The following is a 17,240-nucleotide window of genomic DNA, read 5'->3' as shown; positions in this document are numbered from 1 at the left end:
AATTTGTATTTTCTTTATGCTAAAGCTTACGCTTGTACTTTTGTATCTGTATTTCTAATTTTAGTCATATATCCGATACCTGGTTTCACATTGATTTCTTCCAATACGTAGTAGATACGCTCAGAACGCAATGCTTTTGAAACTTCTGAATTAGGATCGTTTGAATCACCAAATATGATTGCATTTGCTGAACAAGCCTCTTGACAAGCCATTTTAATATCGCCATCTTTTAATGGACGTTTTTCCATTTTAGCCTGTAATTTGCCACCCTGGATACGTTGGATACACATAGAGCATTTCTCCATAACACCACGCGAACGTGTAGTTACATCAGGATTTAATACCAGTTGGGTAAACTCGTTATTTAAATAGTTATCGAAACGCGAATCGTTCCAGTAATTGAACCAGTTGAAACGACGTACTTTGTACGGACAGTTGTTTGCACAGTAACGTGTACCTACGCAACGGTTGTAAGCCATGTGGTTTAAACCATCAGAAGAATGTACCGTAGCCAATACCGGACAAACTGTTTCGCAAGGCGCGTGATCACAGTGTTGACATAACATTGGTTGGTGAACCACAGAAACATGATCCAGATCTTCTAACTTGGCAATTTCTTTTTCTTTGGTTACGTCACCTGCAGGTGTTTCGTAGCTGTAGTAACGGTCGATACGGATCCAGTGCATCTCACGACGACGGCGAACCTCGTCACGGCCTACAACCGGAATGTTGTTTTCTACGTTACAGGCAACAATACAAGAACCACAACCTGTACAGGCATTCAGATCGATTGCCATTACCCAGTTGTTACCTGGTTTTTCGTACTGATCCCAAAGATCGTAATCTTTATGCTCGCCTTTTTCGTTACCTGCTCCAGGATTTTTTAAGAACTCTTTGAAAGTAGCTTCTTTAATCACTGCACGGCCCTCGAAAGAGTGGTGAGTTTGTGTTTGAGCCAATTCATAATAACCACCTGTTGGGGTAATGGTTACATTGCTGGCATATTGCATGGTTCCGTTTACAAAAGAAATGAAAGGGAATGCATTTTTACCTACATTATCTCCCGCTTTACCAACTTTGGTACGGCCATAACCTAAAGCGATGGAAGCTGTTCCCTGTGCTTGTCCTGGCTGGATTAACACTGGCAGATCTACTGAATATCCGTTGGCACCTTTAACAGTTACCACATCAAATTCTTTTACTTTAAATTTCTCTGCAGTTTTAGGTGCAAGGGCAACAAAGTTATCCCAAGTTACTTTCGATACCGGATCAGGTAATTCCTGTAAAAATGCGTTGTTTGCATTTTTACCATCACGCATCGGTACGTTTTCGTAAACCTGTAATTCTAACTGATCGCCACCTTTAGCTAAAGCTTTGCTGCTGGTGCTGATTGAAGTAGCAACAGCATCTAATGATAAAGTGAAACTGTAAGCTGCAGGAGTTTTAGCAGCTAAAGTAATTACACCTTTTTCTAAAACTTCGTTCCATTTTAAGCCAGCTGCCGGTAATACTTTTGCTTCCCAGTTGCTGCGTACAAACTGATAGTAATCTTTAACAGGAGCATCAGCCCAGGTTAATAAACTCTCTTCTGCCTGACGGCTATTGAAAACAGGATTAATGGTTGGCTGTACGATAGAATAATATCCCTCGTAAGCGTTTGCATCTCCCCATGATTCTAAATAATTGTGGTTAATTGCGATAACATCACAAAGCGTTGCAGTTTCATCAGCACGGTCTGAGAATGAAATCTTAGCAGGTACTTTAGCTAATGCATCCGTAAATGCTTTTGCATTTGCAGCATCGTAAGCAGGGTTACTATTCAAGAATAAAACAGCACCAACTTCGCCACGGCTCATTTCAGCAACTAAACCGTTAAATTCGGCATCGTTACCAGCATATAAGTGACTAACGTTATCTAAATCGATAGTAGTACCATAACTGCCGATAGCGGCGTTAATGGCATTTACCAAAATCTGAGTAGAAACATCGTTCGAACCGCAAACTACAAGGCCTTTACCTTTATTCTGCAACAATTCTTTAGCCGCCAGTTTAATTACTTTATCAGCTGTAGTATTGTTACCTAAAGTTCCGCCAGGTAAAGAAGCACCGGTAATTGCATTGTATAAAGCAATTAAAGCAGGACCTTCTTCCGATAATTTAACCGGAACACGGGTATCTGCATTGGTACCAGTTAAGCTCATTCCACTTTCGAACTGAATGTGGCGGCTCATTTTTTTATTTTCTAACGATTTATAGTTACGGTTAGCAGTGTATTGAGCAGTAAATTCTTCACCACTGATCCATGTACCTAAGAAATCGGCACTGAAACTTACAATTAAATCAGCCTTATCGAAATTGTATTTTGGTAAAACGGCTTTACCGAAACTATTCTGATTGGCCTGGATAATACCGGTGTAAGAAACGGCATCGTACTGAACTAATTTAGCAGCAGGATACTTAACCGCAAACTGTGCAATTACTGCATTTGTTGACGGACTGTTTACTGTTGATGATACAATACGGATTTTCTTTCCACCTGCCTGTGCTTTTGCCAACTCGCCTTTTACAAAGCTGTCGATTTTTGCCCAGGTAGTTTCTTCAACCTGTCCGCCTTTTACAGTAGCAGGTGCTTTTAGTTTAGACACGTCATATAAATCCAACACCGAGGCTTGTGCCCTGGCATCAGTACCGCAGTTAAACTGACCCGCATTCGGGTTTGGTTCAATTTTAATCGGACGTCCCTCTCTTGTTTTCACCAATATACTCTGGCCGTTGAAGCTGGATGTATAGAAGTTAGGAATACCCGGAGTTACTTCTTCAGGTTTTACCAGATAAGGGATAGATTTTTTTAACGGTGTACTTTGGCAGGCAGCTAATGTAACGGCACCTAATCCAAAACCTAACGCCTTTAAAAAGTCGCGGCGTGGGGTAACGGTACTTAACCCTGCTTCATTTAAAACATCTTCTATTGGAAGTGGCTCGGCGAATTCGTTTTTGTTATTTTTAACAAAATCGGGTGTATTGTTATACTCCTCTAAGCCTTTCCAGTATTTTTTATTGCTTTCCATTTAAGCTATATTACTGTTTATCGAACGTTCTTACTAAACTCTAATCTATTAATAGTGGCATTTACCACACTCTAAACCACCCAATAAAGCTGGTGTGATTTTCTCGCCTTTTTTAATCTTCTCGTGCGCTTCGATAACCTTAGCGTAGAAAGCATTGTTTTTCTGACCAGAAATATCTGTTTCTTTATGGCAGTTAATACACCATTTCATGGTTAACGGAGAATATTGATAAATTTCTTCCATTGTATTAACCGGACCGTGACAAGCGAAACATACAGGTTCGTTTGGTTGTAATCCTTTTGCTTTACGGATTGCATCTTCGGCAACAACTACGTGCTGAGAGTGGTTGAAGTAAGCAAAATCAGGTAGATTGTGTACACGTACCCACTCCATTGGTTTCGCTTTGCTCTCATCATATTTCTGTGTTTCAGGATCGTAACCCAAAGAAGCATAGATTTTTTTGATCTCCGGAGAAATCTCACCATCATATTTATCACGTGCCTGTACCGCTTTGTGGCAGTTCATACAAACGTTTAATGATGGGATGGTTGCATTTTTAGATTTGAATGCACCGTTGTGGCAATACTGACAATCGATCTGATTGATACCAGCATGCAATTCGTGCGAGAATTTAATTGGCTGAACTGGTTGATAGCCGGTGTGAACACCAGTTTCCCACATGCCCATCCAACCGAATGAACCTAAGCAGATGATCAAACACAAGATAAAGAACATAACGAACTTCTTGTTTTTGAACATTTTGCGCACACCAACTTTTAATGGCACATCTTCTTCGATTTCGATACCTTGTTTCTGCAGGATCAAACGCTCCAGCAATTTAGAAGCACGACCCAAGATTACCAGGATTACGATCGCTAATACTACAATAGCAACGATACCCGCAATTGATAAACCTGAAGTACCGCTATCCTGAGCACCGGTTTTAGGTGCATTCGGATCTACAGCAGCTTTTGGCTCACCTTCTTTAATGTATGCTAAGATATCTTTTACTTTTGCCTCATCTAACTCAGGGAAGGTAGTCATAGCTACTTTACCGTTATCGTTAAATAATTTAACAGCAGCAGGATCTCCGGCAGCAATCATAGCTGCGTTGTTCGGGATCCATTTTAACAGGAACGCTTCAGGGTGACGATCGCTTACTCCTTCTAATGCCGGACCAACAACTTTGTGATCTAACGCATGGCACGAAGAACATTTTGCTTTGAAAAGCGTTCTTCCCTCTTTAGCATCCTGCGCATTTACGGTAGAAACCGCTATTACGGAAATTGCTGAAAATACGAATAACGACTTCCAAACGCTTTTTAAAATCATCGAGATATCTCTCATAATGAACACTTTATACTTATTTAATTTACTTTTTGTTGTGAAATTGATGATTGAACCCAGATAGCCCCACCAAAACTTGAACAAAAGTATAACTTATTAATAAATCCCATGACATAATAGTGACTGGAAATACAATTTATAATCATTCTAAACAAATGTCGTTTCAAGCCATTCAGAGCATAAAAATGCCCATTTTTGATATAAAATCTCAAATGGGCATACCAGAAACCAATTTGGTTTATTAAAATGTTATGATTATTGTTTTAATATCCAGGCAAACATTAACGGTGCTACAATTGTTGCATCACTTTCTACGATAAACTTAGGCGTGTGGATATCCAGCTTGCCCCAGGTAATCTTTTCGTTCGGTACCGCACCAGAATATGAGCCATACGAAGTGGTCGAATCAGAGATCTGGCAGAAATAACTCCAGAAAGGAATATTCTCCATTTCCATATCCTGATATAACATCGGTACCACACAGATCGGGAAATCGCCGGCAATACCACCACCAATCTGGAAGAAGCCGATTCCTTTACCACCACTGTTTGCGATATACCAATCGGCCAGCCAACCCATGTATTCGATACCGCTTTTCATGGTGGTTGCCTTTAACTCTTGTTTCATTACATAAGAAGCAAAGATGTTACCCATGGTAGAATCTTCCCATCCCGGAACAACAATTGGCAAATTCTTTTCTGCCGCAGCAAGCATCCATGAGTTTTTCGGGTCGATTTCGTAGTATTGTTTTAAATCGCCACTCAAAAGCATTTTGTACATAAACTCGTGCGGAAAATATCTTTCACCGGCATCATCCGCATCTTTCCAGATTTTGTGGATGTGTTTCTGCAAACGGCGGAAAGCTTCTTCTTCAGGAATACAGGTATCGGTAACACGGTTATAATGGTTTTCTAAAAGATCCCACTCATCCTGCGGACTTAAATCGCGGTAGTTCGGTACACGTTTATAATGTGAGTGTGCAACCAGGTTCATAATATCCTCTTCAAGGTTGGCACCAGTACAAGAAATAATAGCCACTTTATCCTGGCGGATCATCTCTGCAAGTGAAATACCCAATTCTGCAGTACTCATTGCACCGGCAAGTGTGATCATCATTTTACCACCCTCATCTAAATGCGTTTCGTAACCTTTAGCAGCATCCATCATTGCCGCAGCATTAAAATGGAGGTAATTACGCTCCATAAACTGAGATATTGGTCCTCTTGTATTGCTCATTTCGTTTTGTATTGTTTGCCGCAAAAATAGGTATTTAGGCCGAAAGGTAAAAGCGTAATTGCGTTTAGCGTTTGGAGCATGGTGTTTCGCGCATGGAGCTGAGGGCATAGCGCCAATTAAGCAGAACAAATTATTACTGTATAACTTCGCGATCGTCATCCTGAATTTATTTCATGATCTTTCATGCAGAACAGTCATGAATATCTATTTTTATTTGAAAAGCAGTTACAGTAGCATTTATTAAAGGTAGTCCGGCTTTCCGGTACAAGTCCGCACTCGTACCTCGCTTTCGGGCTTTCCCTTTCAATCCGGTTTAGATGGCGGCAGGCATTGCTTCGAATCCTAGCGATCGTCATCTCGACTGAAGCGCAGCGGAACGGAGAGATCTAAATCAATATCGTTCCCGGGGTAGATCTCTCGGCTACGTTACACCACGCTCGAGATGACGGTTTGGGTGTATGGGAGTCGCTAGCGCAATTAACCTCCTGAGCGTAGTCGAAGGATAAACAATTAACAGATTAACCAATAATACAGTTCTCAATTAGCAGTTTATAGTTAACAATTAAGCAATCCGATAATAAAACAATATCAAGCCTTACGCTCACCAATCAACAAATGACCAGTGAACCAATAAACTATTACTAAATTTCCTTTTCTTTGCGGTAATGAAAAAATATTATCTAATTATTTTACTTGCTTTTGTTTCTGGAAGTTCTTTTGCACAGATGAAACTAATCAGGAAGATGCTCTCCAACGAAAAAGATACTACCCGTAAAGCCAGTTTTTTACCATTGCCGGCTTTTGGCTATAGTCAGGAAACCGGATTTGAATTTGGTGTTGGCGCCATTTATTCATTTTATATCGATCGTAAAGACACGCTGAACCGCAGTTCCAATTTCGCCTTAAACACCACCTATTCCACTAAAAAAACAGCTAATTTTATGCTGAAAGGTGATATGTGGACAAAAGGGAACAAATACCACTTTATTGGTGATATCCGTTTCAAAAACCAGCCATTTAATTTTTATGGCATCGGCAACAATGCTAAAAAGGTAGATGAGGATAAATTAGACCAAAGGGTTTTTAAAACACTTTTTGATGCCGAAATGAACACCTTGCCCAAAGCCTACACCGGTATTTCGCTAGGTTTTGAGAATTATAACTTCATTGATAAAGTACCCGGAGGCATTTACAGCACCAATCCACAGATTTTGGATAAAGACGGTGGATCAGTAGCCTGGATCGGTGCATCTCAGAGTTATGATACCCGCAACAGTAATAACTACCCAACAAAAGGTTTCTTTGGTAGGGCAACCTATCAATACGCACCCGATTTTTTTGGAGGCGAAAGCTTTAATGGCTCACAGATTAAACTAGACCTTCGCGGTTTTTTTAGTCTGGCACCCAAAGTGGTATTAGGAGTACAGGGAATATTTTATACCATCCAAAGTAAAAGCACGCCATTTTATTTATTGCAGCAACTGGGTAACGACCAAATGATGCGTGGTTATTACAGCGGCCGCTACCGCGACGAGAACCTGATGGCTGCACAGGCAGAACTCCGCTACCGTTTTATGAATCGCTTTGGCATTGTGGCTTTTGCCGGAACAGGTAAAGTATTTGCAAACGGCCAGTTTAATGGCGATGGATTAAAACCAAACTTTGGTGTAGGTGGCCGCTACTTTTTCGATCCGGCTAAAGGATTAAGCGTTCGTTTGGATTATGGTATAGGCGAAAAATTACCAAACGAAAAACGCCAGGCAGGATTTTACATCAGTTTAGCGGAAGCGTTTTAGAAGGACGGATGATGTAAGAGGGAAAAGGGATAATGGATTTAACTCGATCATCCATTCATTTTGTCATTCTGAGCGTAGTCGAAGAATCCTTAACCACAGATATACACAAATCAACTTAGATAACTTTATTGCCACGGAGGCACAGAAAGCACAAAGAATAACTCCAAATTAGAATACTACCTAAGTTTATCACCAACGCCCCTCTCCCCCATCATCCATCTCACATCTTCCATCATACATTTTCCATCATCCATCTTCCATCCCTAATTATTCCTCCTCCGCTCCTCTTCATTGCCCGGCTTCCGCTCCTGTTGTTTAATCTTTTCGTTTCCAAAATTGTAACGGAAGGTAATCCGCAGCTGACGGCTATCGTAATAATTATTATATTCCTGTCTGATATTGTTCACCAGACTACTAAAACGATATCTTTTTGTTTTTAAAACATCGCTGGCGGTAATGGCCAGTTGTATTTTCTTATTAAGCAATAAAGTTTTGATACCCAGATCGAGGTTATACTGATTTTTATTCTTATTCAGCCCCTCCGTTGTTGGAAACTGGTACCAGAAACTTACCTCGCCCAAAATGGTTTTCGATGGGTTAAATACAAACTGGTTCAGCGTAGAAAAATAAGCGCCAAATCCTTGTAAACTGCCCAGTGTTTGGGGGATGCCGGAATGGGATGAATTATAAAAAATATCCAGCTGATTGATGCTTTCCCAACCCTTCACAACATTAAGCGTAATGGAATTACTCAGTTGATAATGATATCCTGTTATAAAGTTAACCGGCTTGGCCGCCTGAACGTTTGTTGCAGCATCAATAAAATTCACATCATTAAATCCGTTTGTGGTTTTGCTGAAAGACAGTGAAGTGCTATATATATTATAGGTATGCGAAAGTTCGATATTATCGTTATAAGAGGGCTGTAAGAACGGATTGCCTTCGGCATAGACATACTGATTGCTATACCAACGGAAAGGATTCAGTTTACGGTAAGGAGGACGGTTAATGCGGCGGCCATAGTTTAGTGAAAAAGTATTTTTAGCATTTCCCCTGTAAACAATATACAAAGTTGGAAAAAGCCGGAAATATTCATTTTTATTCTCTTCATTAACTGATATTCCGTCAATTTGTGTATACTCTCCCCTTAATCCCGCCTGGAAATCCCATTTTTTTAACGTTTTGTTGAAATTTACATAAATTGCCTGCGTATTTTCGTGATAATTGAAAACATTGCTTTGCGTTGTATCAATTTTATAAATATTGTTACGGGATTTATAAAAAGCAAGATCACTCCGATTACTGATAAAGCTCAGTTTCGCCCCTGCAGATAATTTAAAGATTTTATAAGGAAGATCTACATCTGCCTTTAAAGTATATAAATCGATACTTTGTTTACTAGTAGAGAGGTATTCAGCAAAAGAATCGGGAATCATATCCCCATTTTGAAAATAACTGCTTTTGTTGAAAAACCGGTTTTTATCGTCGCTGTATTTAAACCAATCGCCATTAATGCTTAATTGTTTTCCGGCAGAATCCAAATTCTGTTTCAAATAAATATTTGCAGCATGGTAATTCGATCGGATTTTAGCGTTCGCATCAGAATTGAGCACCGAATCTAAATCCTTCCTCTGGTTGTAAACTTGCGTTTTAATGTTTTCTTCCGAATGAAAATTGGTTAGTCCGCCATTATAGGATAAACCCAACAAGGTACTGTTGGAAGATTGATAATCAATGCCCACCTGTCCGCTGGGTACTGTTCTGAAATTACGGTCTTTATTTACAATATTCCAGGTTTGCGCGGGATAAAAAACGTTGCTTTGCTCAAATGGAACAACAGATCCTTTTCTGATATTAAAATTCGAAGAAAGTGTAATTTTGTTTTTCCGGTAACTTAAATTTCCGCCTCCAGATGTGGTGAAATGGCTGGCTTGTGTTGCAGCTAAATTGACCGAACCTTTAAAACCTTCGGCAGTTATATTTTTGAGTACAATATTGATTAAGCCGTTATTTCCCTGTGCATCATATTTTGACGGTGGGTTAGTAATGACCTCAATTTTAGCAATGTTATCAGATGAAACCGACTTTAAATAATTCGCAAGTTCATCAACTGATAAGGGCACCAGTTTATCATTGATCATCACATTAACGCCACCTTTGCCTACCAGCGAAACCTGATCATTTAAAACCCTAACCCCGGGCACTTTCGAAAGCAGTTCTAATGCATCTGTTCCGATGGCAGAAACACTATTTTCTACATTAAAAACTGTGCGGTCGATTTTTCTTTCGATCAGCGCTTTTTTAGCATTTACCTCAACTTCGTTTAAACTTTTAACGTTTTCCTGTAGTTGAAAATCGATTATCGTATCCCGGTTTAAAGTCAATGATCGATTTAGGTTCTTAAAATCGATCGCCGAAAAAACAATTGAATATCTGCCAGCAGGAAGCTTATTAAAATAGTATCTCCCCAAACTATCGGTTTGAGTATAATTTACCGTATGGTTAGCACCAGAAATTTTAACCGTAATAAAAGGCAAAACCTTGGCATTTTCATCAGTTATCTTACCCGAAAGATTAAACTGTGCTTTAGATGATAACACAGAGAAAAATGCAATCAGGAAAAAAAGAGATCTGAACATTTAACGGTTTAAATCTGCGCCAAATAATTTCGCTTTTTTCGTTTTTACATCAAAAGATAAGCTATCTGCTTTCACTTTATTATCACCCGAACTCATGGTTGCATCATTCACGAGTACGGTATTGGTATTTTTATTGTAAACAATTTTAGATCCTGATAACTTGATCTCATTATAGAATAACCTTGCATTTCCGAATAAAGATACAACAGATTTATCTTTGCTCATTTTTACCGAATCGTTAGCTACATATTCTACTTTATTATCCAGTTTCGATAATAAATCCTTTTCGCGCCTTATTTCCTGCAAATCCTTCCTAATCTTGCCACTACCATTTTCTGCTGTATAGCTCCCTTTGTTCAGGTCGAAATTGAATAGAGTTGACTTCATTGTTGCTTTTCCATCCAAACTTCTAAGCGTGCCATTTTTGGCCATTACTTTATTGTTGACTTGATCGAACGCTACATATTCTGCTTCCAACCTGCAATTGAATAGTTCCATTACCGCATTATCCATATAAGAGATTTTATTTCTCACATCACCTTTTATTCTTGAAAACGAAATAATTTTTGGTATAGCCGTTTCTGAAACCTCAACAGGTTTATTTTTTACAGCAGTCGTTTTCTGCTTACCATCGCTGAAATAAAAACGATTATAAAGTGCCTCATTTTTGATCAGGTATTTTTTAGGCTGAGCATACAGCACAATCATTTTATCGGTGGTATAGGTATTTCCCGACACCAATTTTTCGCCGATAAATTTAACCAGCACCTCGTCTCCTACCTTTAAGTTTTTATCTGTAATATTCTGTGCTTTAATATTTAAATTGATCGTAAATAAACCATCATTTAAAACAATTTTTTCGATCTTACCATTTTCCGATTTTTGTATGGATTTGATTTTGGATGAAGCAGAACGCGCTTTATTAGCTTCGTATATAAAGGCATGTTTTTCTATCTTTTGCTCATAAATCAATGTCCCATTCGAAGTGGTAATCTTTGTTGGAAAGTAAATGGGTTTATCCGTTTGTGCTATTACCTTACCACTTTTATCCGTCTTTTTAAAATTAATAGCTTTGGCTGTTATGTAAGCCGCAAGCTCATCGCCGATCTTAATTTTATCTTTAAAACCGGTTGCATCAATAAGATAAACCTTGCCATCGCTCAACAAATCGAAAGTATAACCACCAATAACGCCCTTTTCTATTTTGATTACTTTTCCTTTTAAAGTTCCTTCATAAAAATCTTTCGAAGGTTTGCCCTGATCTTTTATATTCTGTGCATAAACCACCTGAACAGCGAATAGCCAAAACAATCCCAGGGCAACAGGCAGGGCAAGTAAGTACATTAATTTTTTCATGTTTTCAGATTTTGAGTGAAACAACATTTTAATCCGGGCTTTAACCGGGCTTTTAACAAAATTGTGGATCAGCGGCATATCGCTTTTACTGATGGCCAGTTTCAATAAAAGACCGGCATACATCTGGCTTCCAAAATCGCCTGAGGTAATTTCGTCTGCCTCATATTCGTGTACCTGTTCCAGAGCCTTATCATACAGGTAAACTATCGGATTAAACCATAAGATGGATTTAAAAACCATCAGAATAATTTTATCTACAGAATGGTATTGCTTTGCATGTACCTGTTCGTGCCTGAGCAGAACGGATAAATCGGCTGCATTTAAAGCATCACCATCTATAAATACATAGTTAAAGAAGGAGCAGTTGGTAAAGCCCTTGGTTTTCGGTACCAGCTTTAAGCCATCGTTATTTTTGGTATATCCCCTTGTATGTTTAAGCAAGCTAAATAACCGATACAAGCAGATGAGCAATAAAAGTGAAGCAACACCAACATAGGCATACGAAACCGTTGCCGACCAATCTACCTGAGAGGTAACCTGGGGATCATACATTATCATTACAGGTTGAATAAGCTGAACCGGCCCGGGATTTATTGGTTTTATTTCAGGTATTTCTGTATAAGCTTCCGTATTTACCGCTACCACTTCACGTTTTACCTCAAACTGTAACGCCGGAATAATAAAACTTAGCAACAGCGTAGCCAAAAGGTAAAACCGGTTAATTTTAAAGAAAGTCAGTTTTCTTAAAACCAGCAGGTAAAATCCGAAAAACAATACCGTGCAGGCAGTAACTTTAAGTAAATAGATTAAGCTTTCCATAGTTTAAATTAATTAGCATCCACGTTTTGAGAATCGTACAAAACCATCCAGGATCAGGTTGCTTATCCTTCGGATATTCTTTTCCTGATTAATATAATCCAGAGTTTTAGCATCCGAAACGTTTCCCATTTCGATTAAAATTGCCGGCACTTTCGATTCTCTTAGTAATAGAAGACTTGCATCTTTTAAAGATTCCTTTACGGCTAAGCCATTTTGTTGTTTTAGCTCGCTTAGAATGCCAGCGCCTAATTCTTCATTAATCCTGATGTTAGGATTAAGTTTAGAAACATAAACCTCTATCCCACTAAAAGGTGCCTCAGCAGCAGGAGATGCAGTATTGTGATGAATGGAAATAAATGCTGTTGCACCCTGTTTTGGCAAGCGATCGCGAAGGGATAAAAATTGATCGTTTTTTCTTGTTAAGATCACCTTAATCCCCCTCCTGGCAGCTTCTTCAGCAAGTATTTTTACCGCCCTTAAATTCAGGTCTTTTTCCTTTTGCCCATTAAACGCTGTAGAAGCATCATCTTTTCCGCCATGTCCGGCATCAATAATCAATGCTGGCTCTACCTCCTTAAAAGCAGCCCTTTCATTTGGGTTAACTTTTATGCTGCTGTTTAAATAATTTATAGCGTACACATCGGGCTTTTTTGGTGCATCGGCCGAAGGTTGATTTTGGCCGGTTGTTTTCTCCACTACAACTTCTTTTCGGTTGATAAAAGCCATACAACAGATTAATAAAACCGGTAATATTGCTACATAAGCAAGCTTTTTTGATTTTAGATTGGGTTCTTTATACATCATCATGATCCTGTTTTTTAGTGGGAGTTTACTAAAACTATTGACGGCTAAATTGTTAGCAGGCATGGCCAGGTTTAAAAGCAGCGAAGCATATTCCTTTTTATCTGCAAGCTTAGCGGTTTGCCGGTCGGCCAGAAATTCGTGGTTATGATCAATTGCATTGCGCCAGAAATAAATGACTGGATTAAACCAAAGGACGGCGGTTATTAAATTGACCAAAAGTTTATCAACGGCATGCAATTGCTCCACATGTACTGATTCGTGCTTGATTACCAAATTTCTTTGATCTGTTTGCAAGGAAGAATCGACAATAATCCGGTTAAAAAATGAACAGTTTTTAATAGTCGATTGCCCATCAACCAAAATTATTGCACCATTCACTTCTAAAGTATGTTTATGCAGTTGTATCCTGATCCTCAGCATCATCAAAAGCATCCTACCAACAAGAATGGATAAAATGCCAAAGTAAGTATAAAGCAAAAGCTGGTTCCAGTTTATGGTATTGTTAATGGCTTTTCCACCATCTACGTAATCCTGTTCTGCAAAACCGCCGTTGCTATACCCAATTTTCAAAGGAACCTGCTGATTGGTCATTAAAACCTCATGCCTGTTTTCGATAGTTATTGCCGGGATACTAAAACTAAATACCAGCATCAGTAAAAGATAAACACGGTTAAGATTAAAAAAAGTGAGTTTGGCCAGTAATAACCGATAAACAGCAAAAAATATCAGTGTACAGGCCGAAACCTTTAACAAATAGATTAAAATCATGATTTCGAACCCTGGTTAATGATCTTTTTTATTTCTTCTATATCTTTTTCACTTAGTTTTTCTTCTTTTACCATAAATGATAAGAGACTGGTTGGAGAATTATCAAAATAACCTGAAAACAATTTGGAGAAGGTAGTTTTGGCGTATTCATCTTTACCAATGGCCGGATAGTATTCGTAAGTTTTGCCATAAGCCTTATAGTTAACATAACCTTTTTTCTCCAACAACCTAACAATCGACGAGATGGTATTGTACGGAGGCTTGGGTTCGTCATCCAGCTCATCGATAATATCTTTTACAAATGCCTTTTGCAGTTTCCATAAAACCTGCATAATACGTTCTTCTGCTTTGGTTAATTCTTCCATACCCAAATCTATAACTTACTTTTCAGTTTTACAACTACAAAACAAGTTATATTACTGAAAAATCAGTTTAAAAACGTAATTAACTGAATATCAATTAAATAAAATCATTACATTGTTAATTTAAAGATCCTTAACCGTATTCAGGAAGACAAAGAAAAGAATGGAATGATAGATCTCTCCACGGCGGTGGAGATGACGGTTTTGTTTGGAATGACAGAAAGCGTGTTTTGGAAATGATTGTGCAGTGGTACTTGGCAATTGTAGTCCTGCCATTCGCTTTATCCGATTTTACATCGGGATGCCCGCTGCTGTCAGGTTTATGATGAAAGGTCTGCTCCCAGCAGGGTGCCAAAGGTGCCTAACTGTTGTTAATAAACCCGATTGGAGTGGTAGCTGCCGGTTTCACGCCGGCACTACAAACGGAATGCGGGACTGAAAACCGCCAAAAGAACAGAACTGTAGGTTTTCAAAAAAAATAATTGTTAGAGAAAAATATAAAAGCACTCCTCATGCATATTAAAGATCCTTCACTGCGTTCAGGATGACAAAAGGGAAGAATGGCATGATAGATCTCTCCGCTCCACTGCGTTCCGGTCGAGAGGACGACCCCGTGTAAAACGATAATTAGTTACTCAACCCAGCAATGGCATTGATGGTTAAGGCTACAATTACTGTGTTAAAAATAAATGCGATTAAACTGTGTAAAAGCGAAAGCCGCCTGATTTTACGATCTGAGATTTCTACATCCGAAACCTGAAAAGTCATGCCGAGCACAAACGAAAAATAGGCAAAATCGATAAAATCAGGCTCATCATCACCCGGAAATTCCAATCCGGAGCCTTTTTTATCCTTATTACCATCCTGGTCATCCCCATAGTACAGGTGTGCATAACGCATACTAAAGGTGGTATGTACCAAAAACCACGATAAGAACATACCGGCAATGGCCACAATCAGATCGAGCGGTTCGATATCTTTATTAATTAACAGCAAAACCACCGCAAGCAGCCCTGCAAAGGTTGAAACCAGTACAATGGCAAAAATTTCGCCACGGGTTTCATCCTGCATCCTGGCCTTAAGGTGTGTTTCGGCAACAGAGGTATGAAAAAACATGTACCAGTGCAAACTGATCAGGATTAAACAAAATACATCCCAACCGAACATAATATGAGCCAGCACACTCATTTCGATAAAAAGTGAAACCAGGTAAACTACGATCCCCGAAAACAGACTGATCAGCAGGATAAACAATGCTGATTTTTTTTGAATACCTGCTAATTCCGGTTCAACTTTCATGTTCTTAAAATTTAAGCTTAAAGTGTTCTTTTGCCTGCCCTTTTTTAAAATAAACCAGTCCGATCCAGAACAAATCTACCGTAACGGTAACATCAGGATGGTTTTTAATTTCTGCCCAGGCTTCTTTCATGCCCTGACTCCAATAAATATCGTCAAAAATCAGCAATGAATTTTCATTTACTTTTGGCAGGCACCATTTAAAGTAATTCAGGGTAGCATCTTTGCGGTGGTTACCATCAATATAAACGAAATCCAAACTGGGTTGCTTCGCAATAATATCGGGCAAAATCAGGTCGAAATTACCTACATGAAGCTCAATATTATCAAGCTTTAAATCTTCAAAATTCTTTTTTGCCACTTCGGCGGTTTGCGGACAACCTTCTATGGTAATAATTTCGGTTTCAGGATCTGTTTTGGCCAGGTAAGCTGTGGTAATCCCCAAGCAGGTCCCCAGTTCTATAGCACTTTTAGGTTTGGTGTTTTTTGCCAAACGGTAAATGAGTTTGGCCAGGCGTGGACTTTTTAATGCATTTTTCGCAATCTGACTTACCTTTTTGGTACGGTTTTTATTCAGGTGAGAACCCGCTCCAAGGTCTGTAACGGTGATTATGGAATCGTCATTAAAAAGTTTTTTTCGCTGGTCTTCTATATTTTTGTATTCAGATTTGTCGGTAAAATCGTAAATTACCTCATCAGCTAACTTGTACACGAACGGCGAATGCGTTCCATGTCGGCTTTTTGCTGTTAAACGGTGTTTCAGGTAATCAGTAATAAATTGAAATAACATAATATTGCAAAAGTAATTAAACACCGCAAACGTATGTATGTTTTATGGAAAATAACGCAGAGATAAGTGCTTTAGTAAAATTATTGGATGATCCGGATGAGGAAGTGTTCCACCATGTAGAGCAAAAACTGCTTGAATATGGTGGCGAGGTTGTCCACTTTTTAGAAAATGCCTGGGAACAATCATTTGATGGTTTGTTACAGGAACGTATTGAAAATATTGTTCACCAGATACAGTTTAAAACCGTTAAGGAAGATTTAAATTTATGGTATTTAAGTGGTGCTTTCGATTTATTGCAGGGTGCATTGATTATTAACCGCTATCAGTACCCTGACCTGGATGAGCAGAAAGTAATTAACCAGATTGAAGAAATTAAACGCGATATCTGGTTGGGCCTGCAATATGAAATGAGTTCGGTTGAAAAAGTGAAACTGATTAACCATGTGCTTTACCAGCAATATGGTTTCGGGGGAAATACTAAAAACCATCACGATCCACAAAATTCTTATTTAAACCAGGTTCTGGAAAGTAAAAAAGGCAACCAGATCTCTCTGGCCATTATTTATTCTACTTTGGCACAAAAGCTTGATTTACCTGTGTATGGCATTAACCTGCCGCAGCACTTTATTTTAGGCTATATTGATGACAGCCGGCAGGAAGGGACAGAATACGGCGTACTTTTTTACATCAATGCTTTTAACCGTGGCAATATTTTCGGCAAACATGATGTAGATCAGTTTTTGCGCCAGCTTAACTTAGAAGCTTTACCCGAATATTACAGGCCATGCAGCAATACCGACATTATCCGCCGCGTAATAAGAAACCTGATTTCGGCTTACGAAAATGCCGGCGCAACAGATAAAGTAGCCGAACTAAATGAACTACAGGATATTATTGCCGAAAAATAGTTGATCCCAGCTTATGTATAAAAAAACGCTTATTCCACCTGCTGTTCTGCT

11 protein-coding genes are annotated in these 17,240 nt (G+C 38.9%); 2 read left to right on the top strand and 9 right to left on the bottom strand.

The window, feature by feature from the left end; all coding sequences use genetic code 11:
* Window positions 1-26: 26 nt before the first annotated feature.
* The 3 genes from DRW42_RS04955 to DRW42_RS04945 all read right to left on the bottom strand — a co-directional run bounded on the left by DRW42_RS04955 (window position 27) and on the right by DRW42_RS04945 (window position 5,651).
* Complete coding sequence (locus DRW42_RS04955) at window positions 27-3,068, bottom strand: TAT-variant-translocated molybdopterin oxidoreductase (RefSeq protein WP_113947718.1); 3,042 nt, start codon at window positions 3,066-3,068, stop codon at window positions 27-29.
* Window positions 3,069-3,116: 48 nt separating this feature from the next.
* Window positions 3,117-4,415 carry a c-type cytochrome gene (locus tag DRW42_RS04950; protein WP_113947806.1) on the bottom strand — a complete coding sequence of 433 codons (1,299 nt, stop codon included), beginning with the start codon at window positions 4,413-4,415 and terminating at the stop codon, window positions 3,117-3,119.
* A 255-nt stretch (window positions 4,416-4,670) separates the two neighbouring features.
* Window positions 4,671-5,651: a deoxyhypusine synthase family protein gene (locus DRW42_RS04945; protein WP_113947717.1), complete on the bottom strand. Its 981-nt coding sequence runs from the start codon at window positions 5,649-5,651 to the stop codon at window positions 4,671-4,673.
* A 665-nt stretch (window positions 5,652-6,316) separates the two neighbouring features.
* Here DRW42_RS04945 and DRW42_RS04940 point away from each other — a divergent pair.
* Window positions 6,317-7,447, top strand: a complete 1,131-nt coding sequence (locus DRW42_RS04940) for a BamA/TamA family outer membrane protein (RefSeq protein WP_113947716.1) — start codon at window positions 6,317-6,319, stop codon at window positions 7,445-7,447.
* A gap of 263 nt (window positions 7,448-7,710) precedes the next feature.
* Here DRW42_RS04940 and DRW42_RS04935 read toward each other — a convergent pair whose 3' ends face one another.
* From DRW42_RS04935 to DRW42_RS04910, 6 genes are all read right to left on the bottom strand, one after another.
* Window positions 7,711-10,086 carry an outer membrane beta-barrel protein gene (locus DRW42_RS04935; RefSeq protein WP_113947715.1) on the bottom strand — a complete coding sequence of 792 codons (2,376 nt, stop codon included), beginning with the start codon at window positions 10,084-10,086 and terminating at the stop codon, window positions 7,711-7,713.
* A complete protein-coding gene (locus DRW42_RS04930) occupies window positions 10,087-12,261 on the bottom strand; it encodes a M56 family metallopeptidase (RefSeq protein ID WP_113947714.1) in 2,175 nt (724 codons plus the stop codon).
* Window positions 12,262-12,273: 12 nt separating this feature from the next.
* The gene (locus DRW42_RS04925; RefSeq protein ID WP_113947713.1) at window positions 12,274-13,833 is read right to left on the bottom strand and encodes an N-acetylmuramoyl-L-alanine amidase; all 1,560 of its coding nucleotides are present in this window, start codon (window positions 13,831-13,833) and stop codon (window positions 12,274-12,276) included.
* Window positions 13,830-14,198 (bottom strand): BlaI/MecI/CopY family transcriptional regulator, encoded by a 369-nt coding sequence (locus DRW42_RS04920; protein ID WP_113947712.1) that lies wholly within the window; start codon window positions 14,196-14,198, stop codon window positions 13,830-13,832. The genes DRW42_RS04925 and DRW42_RS04920 overlap by 4 nt, the downstream gene beginning before the upstream one ends.
* A gap of 624 nt (window positions 14,199-14,822) precedes the next feature.
* Window positions 14,823-15,494 carry a DUF1345 domain-containing protein gene (locus DRW42_RS04915; protein WP_113947711.1) on the bottom strand — a complete coding sequence of 224 codons (672 nt, stop codon included), beginning with the start codon at window positions 15,492-15,494 and terminating at the stop codon, window positions 14,823-14,825.
* A 4-nt stretch (window positions 15,495-15,498) separates the two neighbouring features.
* On the bottom strand, window positions 15,499-16,281 hold the full coding sequence (locus DRW42_RS04910) for an O-methyltransferase (RefSeq protein WP_113947710.1): 783 nt from the start codon (window positions 16,279-16,281) through the stop codon (window positions 15,499-15,501).
* A gap of 44 nt (window positions 16,282-16,325) precedes the next feature.
* Between DRW42_RS04910 and DRW42_RS04905 the strand changes: the two genes are divergently transcribed.
* Window positions 16,326-17,189, top strand: a complete 864-nt coding sequence (locus tag DRW42_RS04905) for a transglutaminase-like domain-containing protein (RefSeq protein ID WP_113947709.1) — start codon at window positions 16,326-16,328, stop codon at window positions 17,187-17,189.
* The last annotated feature ends 51 nt before the right edge of the window (window positions 17,190-17,240 follow it).

Source organism: Pedobacter miscanthi (assembly GCF_003315595.1).
Classification (GTDB): Bacteria; Bacteroidota; Bacteroidia; order Sphingobacteriales; family Sphingobacteriaceae; genus Pedobacter; species Pedobacter miscanthi.
The sequence above is the reverse complement of the archived record's forward strand: the minus strand, read 5'-3'. Positions and strand labels throughout refer to the sequence as shown.

Excerpts from the sequence above, each read along its gene's own strand:
- DRW42_RS04955 (WP_113947718.1), bottom strand. The coding sequence starts at position 3,068 with ATGGAAAGCAATAAAAAATACTGGAAAGGCTTAGAGGAGTATAACAAT.
- DRW42_RS04950 (WP_113947806.1), bottom strand. The coding sequence starts at position 4,415 with ATGAGAGATATCTCGATGATTTTAAAAAGCGTTTGGAAGTCGTTATTC.
- DRW42_RS04945 (WP_113947717.1), bottom strand. The coding sequence starts at position 5,651 with ATGAGCAATACAAGAGGACCAATATCTCAGTTTATGGAGCGTAATTAC.
- DRW42_RS04940 (WP_113947716.1), top strand. The coding sequence starts at position 6,317 with ATGAAAAAATATTATCTAATTATTTTACTTGCTTTTGTTTCTGGAAGT.
- DRW42_RS04935 (WP_113947715.1), bottom strand. The coding sequence starts at position 10,086 with ATGTTCAGATCTCTTTTTTTCCTGATTGCATTTTTCTCTGTGTTATCA.
- DRW42_RS04930 (WP_113947714.1), bottom strand. The coding sequence starts at position 12,261 with ATGGAAAGCTTAATCTATTTACTTAAAGTTACTGCCTGCACGGTATTG.
- DRW42_RS04925 (WP_113947713.1), bottom strand. The coding sequence starts at position 13,833 with ATGATTTTAATCTATTTGTTAAAGGTTTCGGCCTGTACACTGATATTT.
- DRW42_RS04920 (WP_113947712.1), bottom strand. The coding sequence starts at position 14,198 with ATGGAAGAATTAACCAAAGCAGAAGAACGTATTATGCAGGTTTTATGG.
- DRW42_RS04915 (WP_113947711.1), bottom strand. The coding sequence starts at position 15,494 with ATGAAAGTTGAACCGGAATTAGCAGGTATTCAAAAAAAATCAGCATTG.
- DRW42_RS04910 (WP_113947710.1), bottom strand. The coding sequence starts at position 16,281 with ATGTTATTTCAATTTATTACTGATTACCTGAAACACCGTTTAACAGCA.
- DRW42_RS04905 (WP_113947709.1), top strand. The coding sequence starts at position 16,326 with ATGGAAAATAACGCAGAGATAAGTGCTTTAGTAAAATTATTGGATGAT.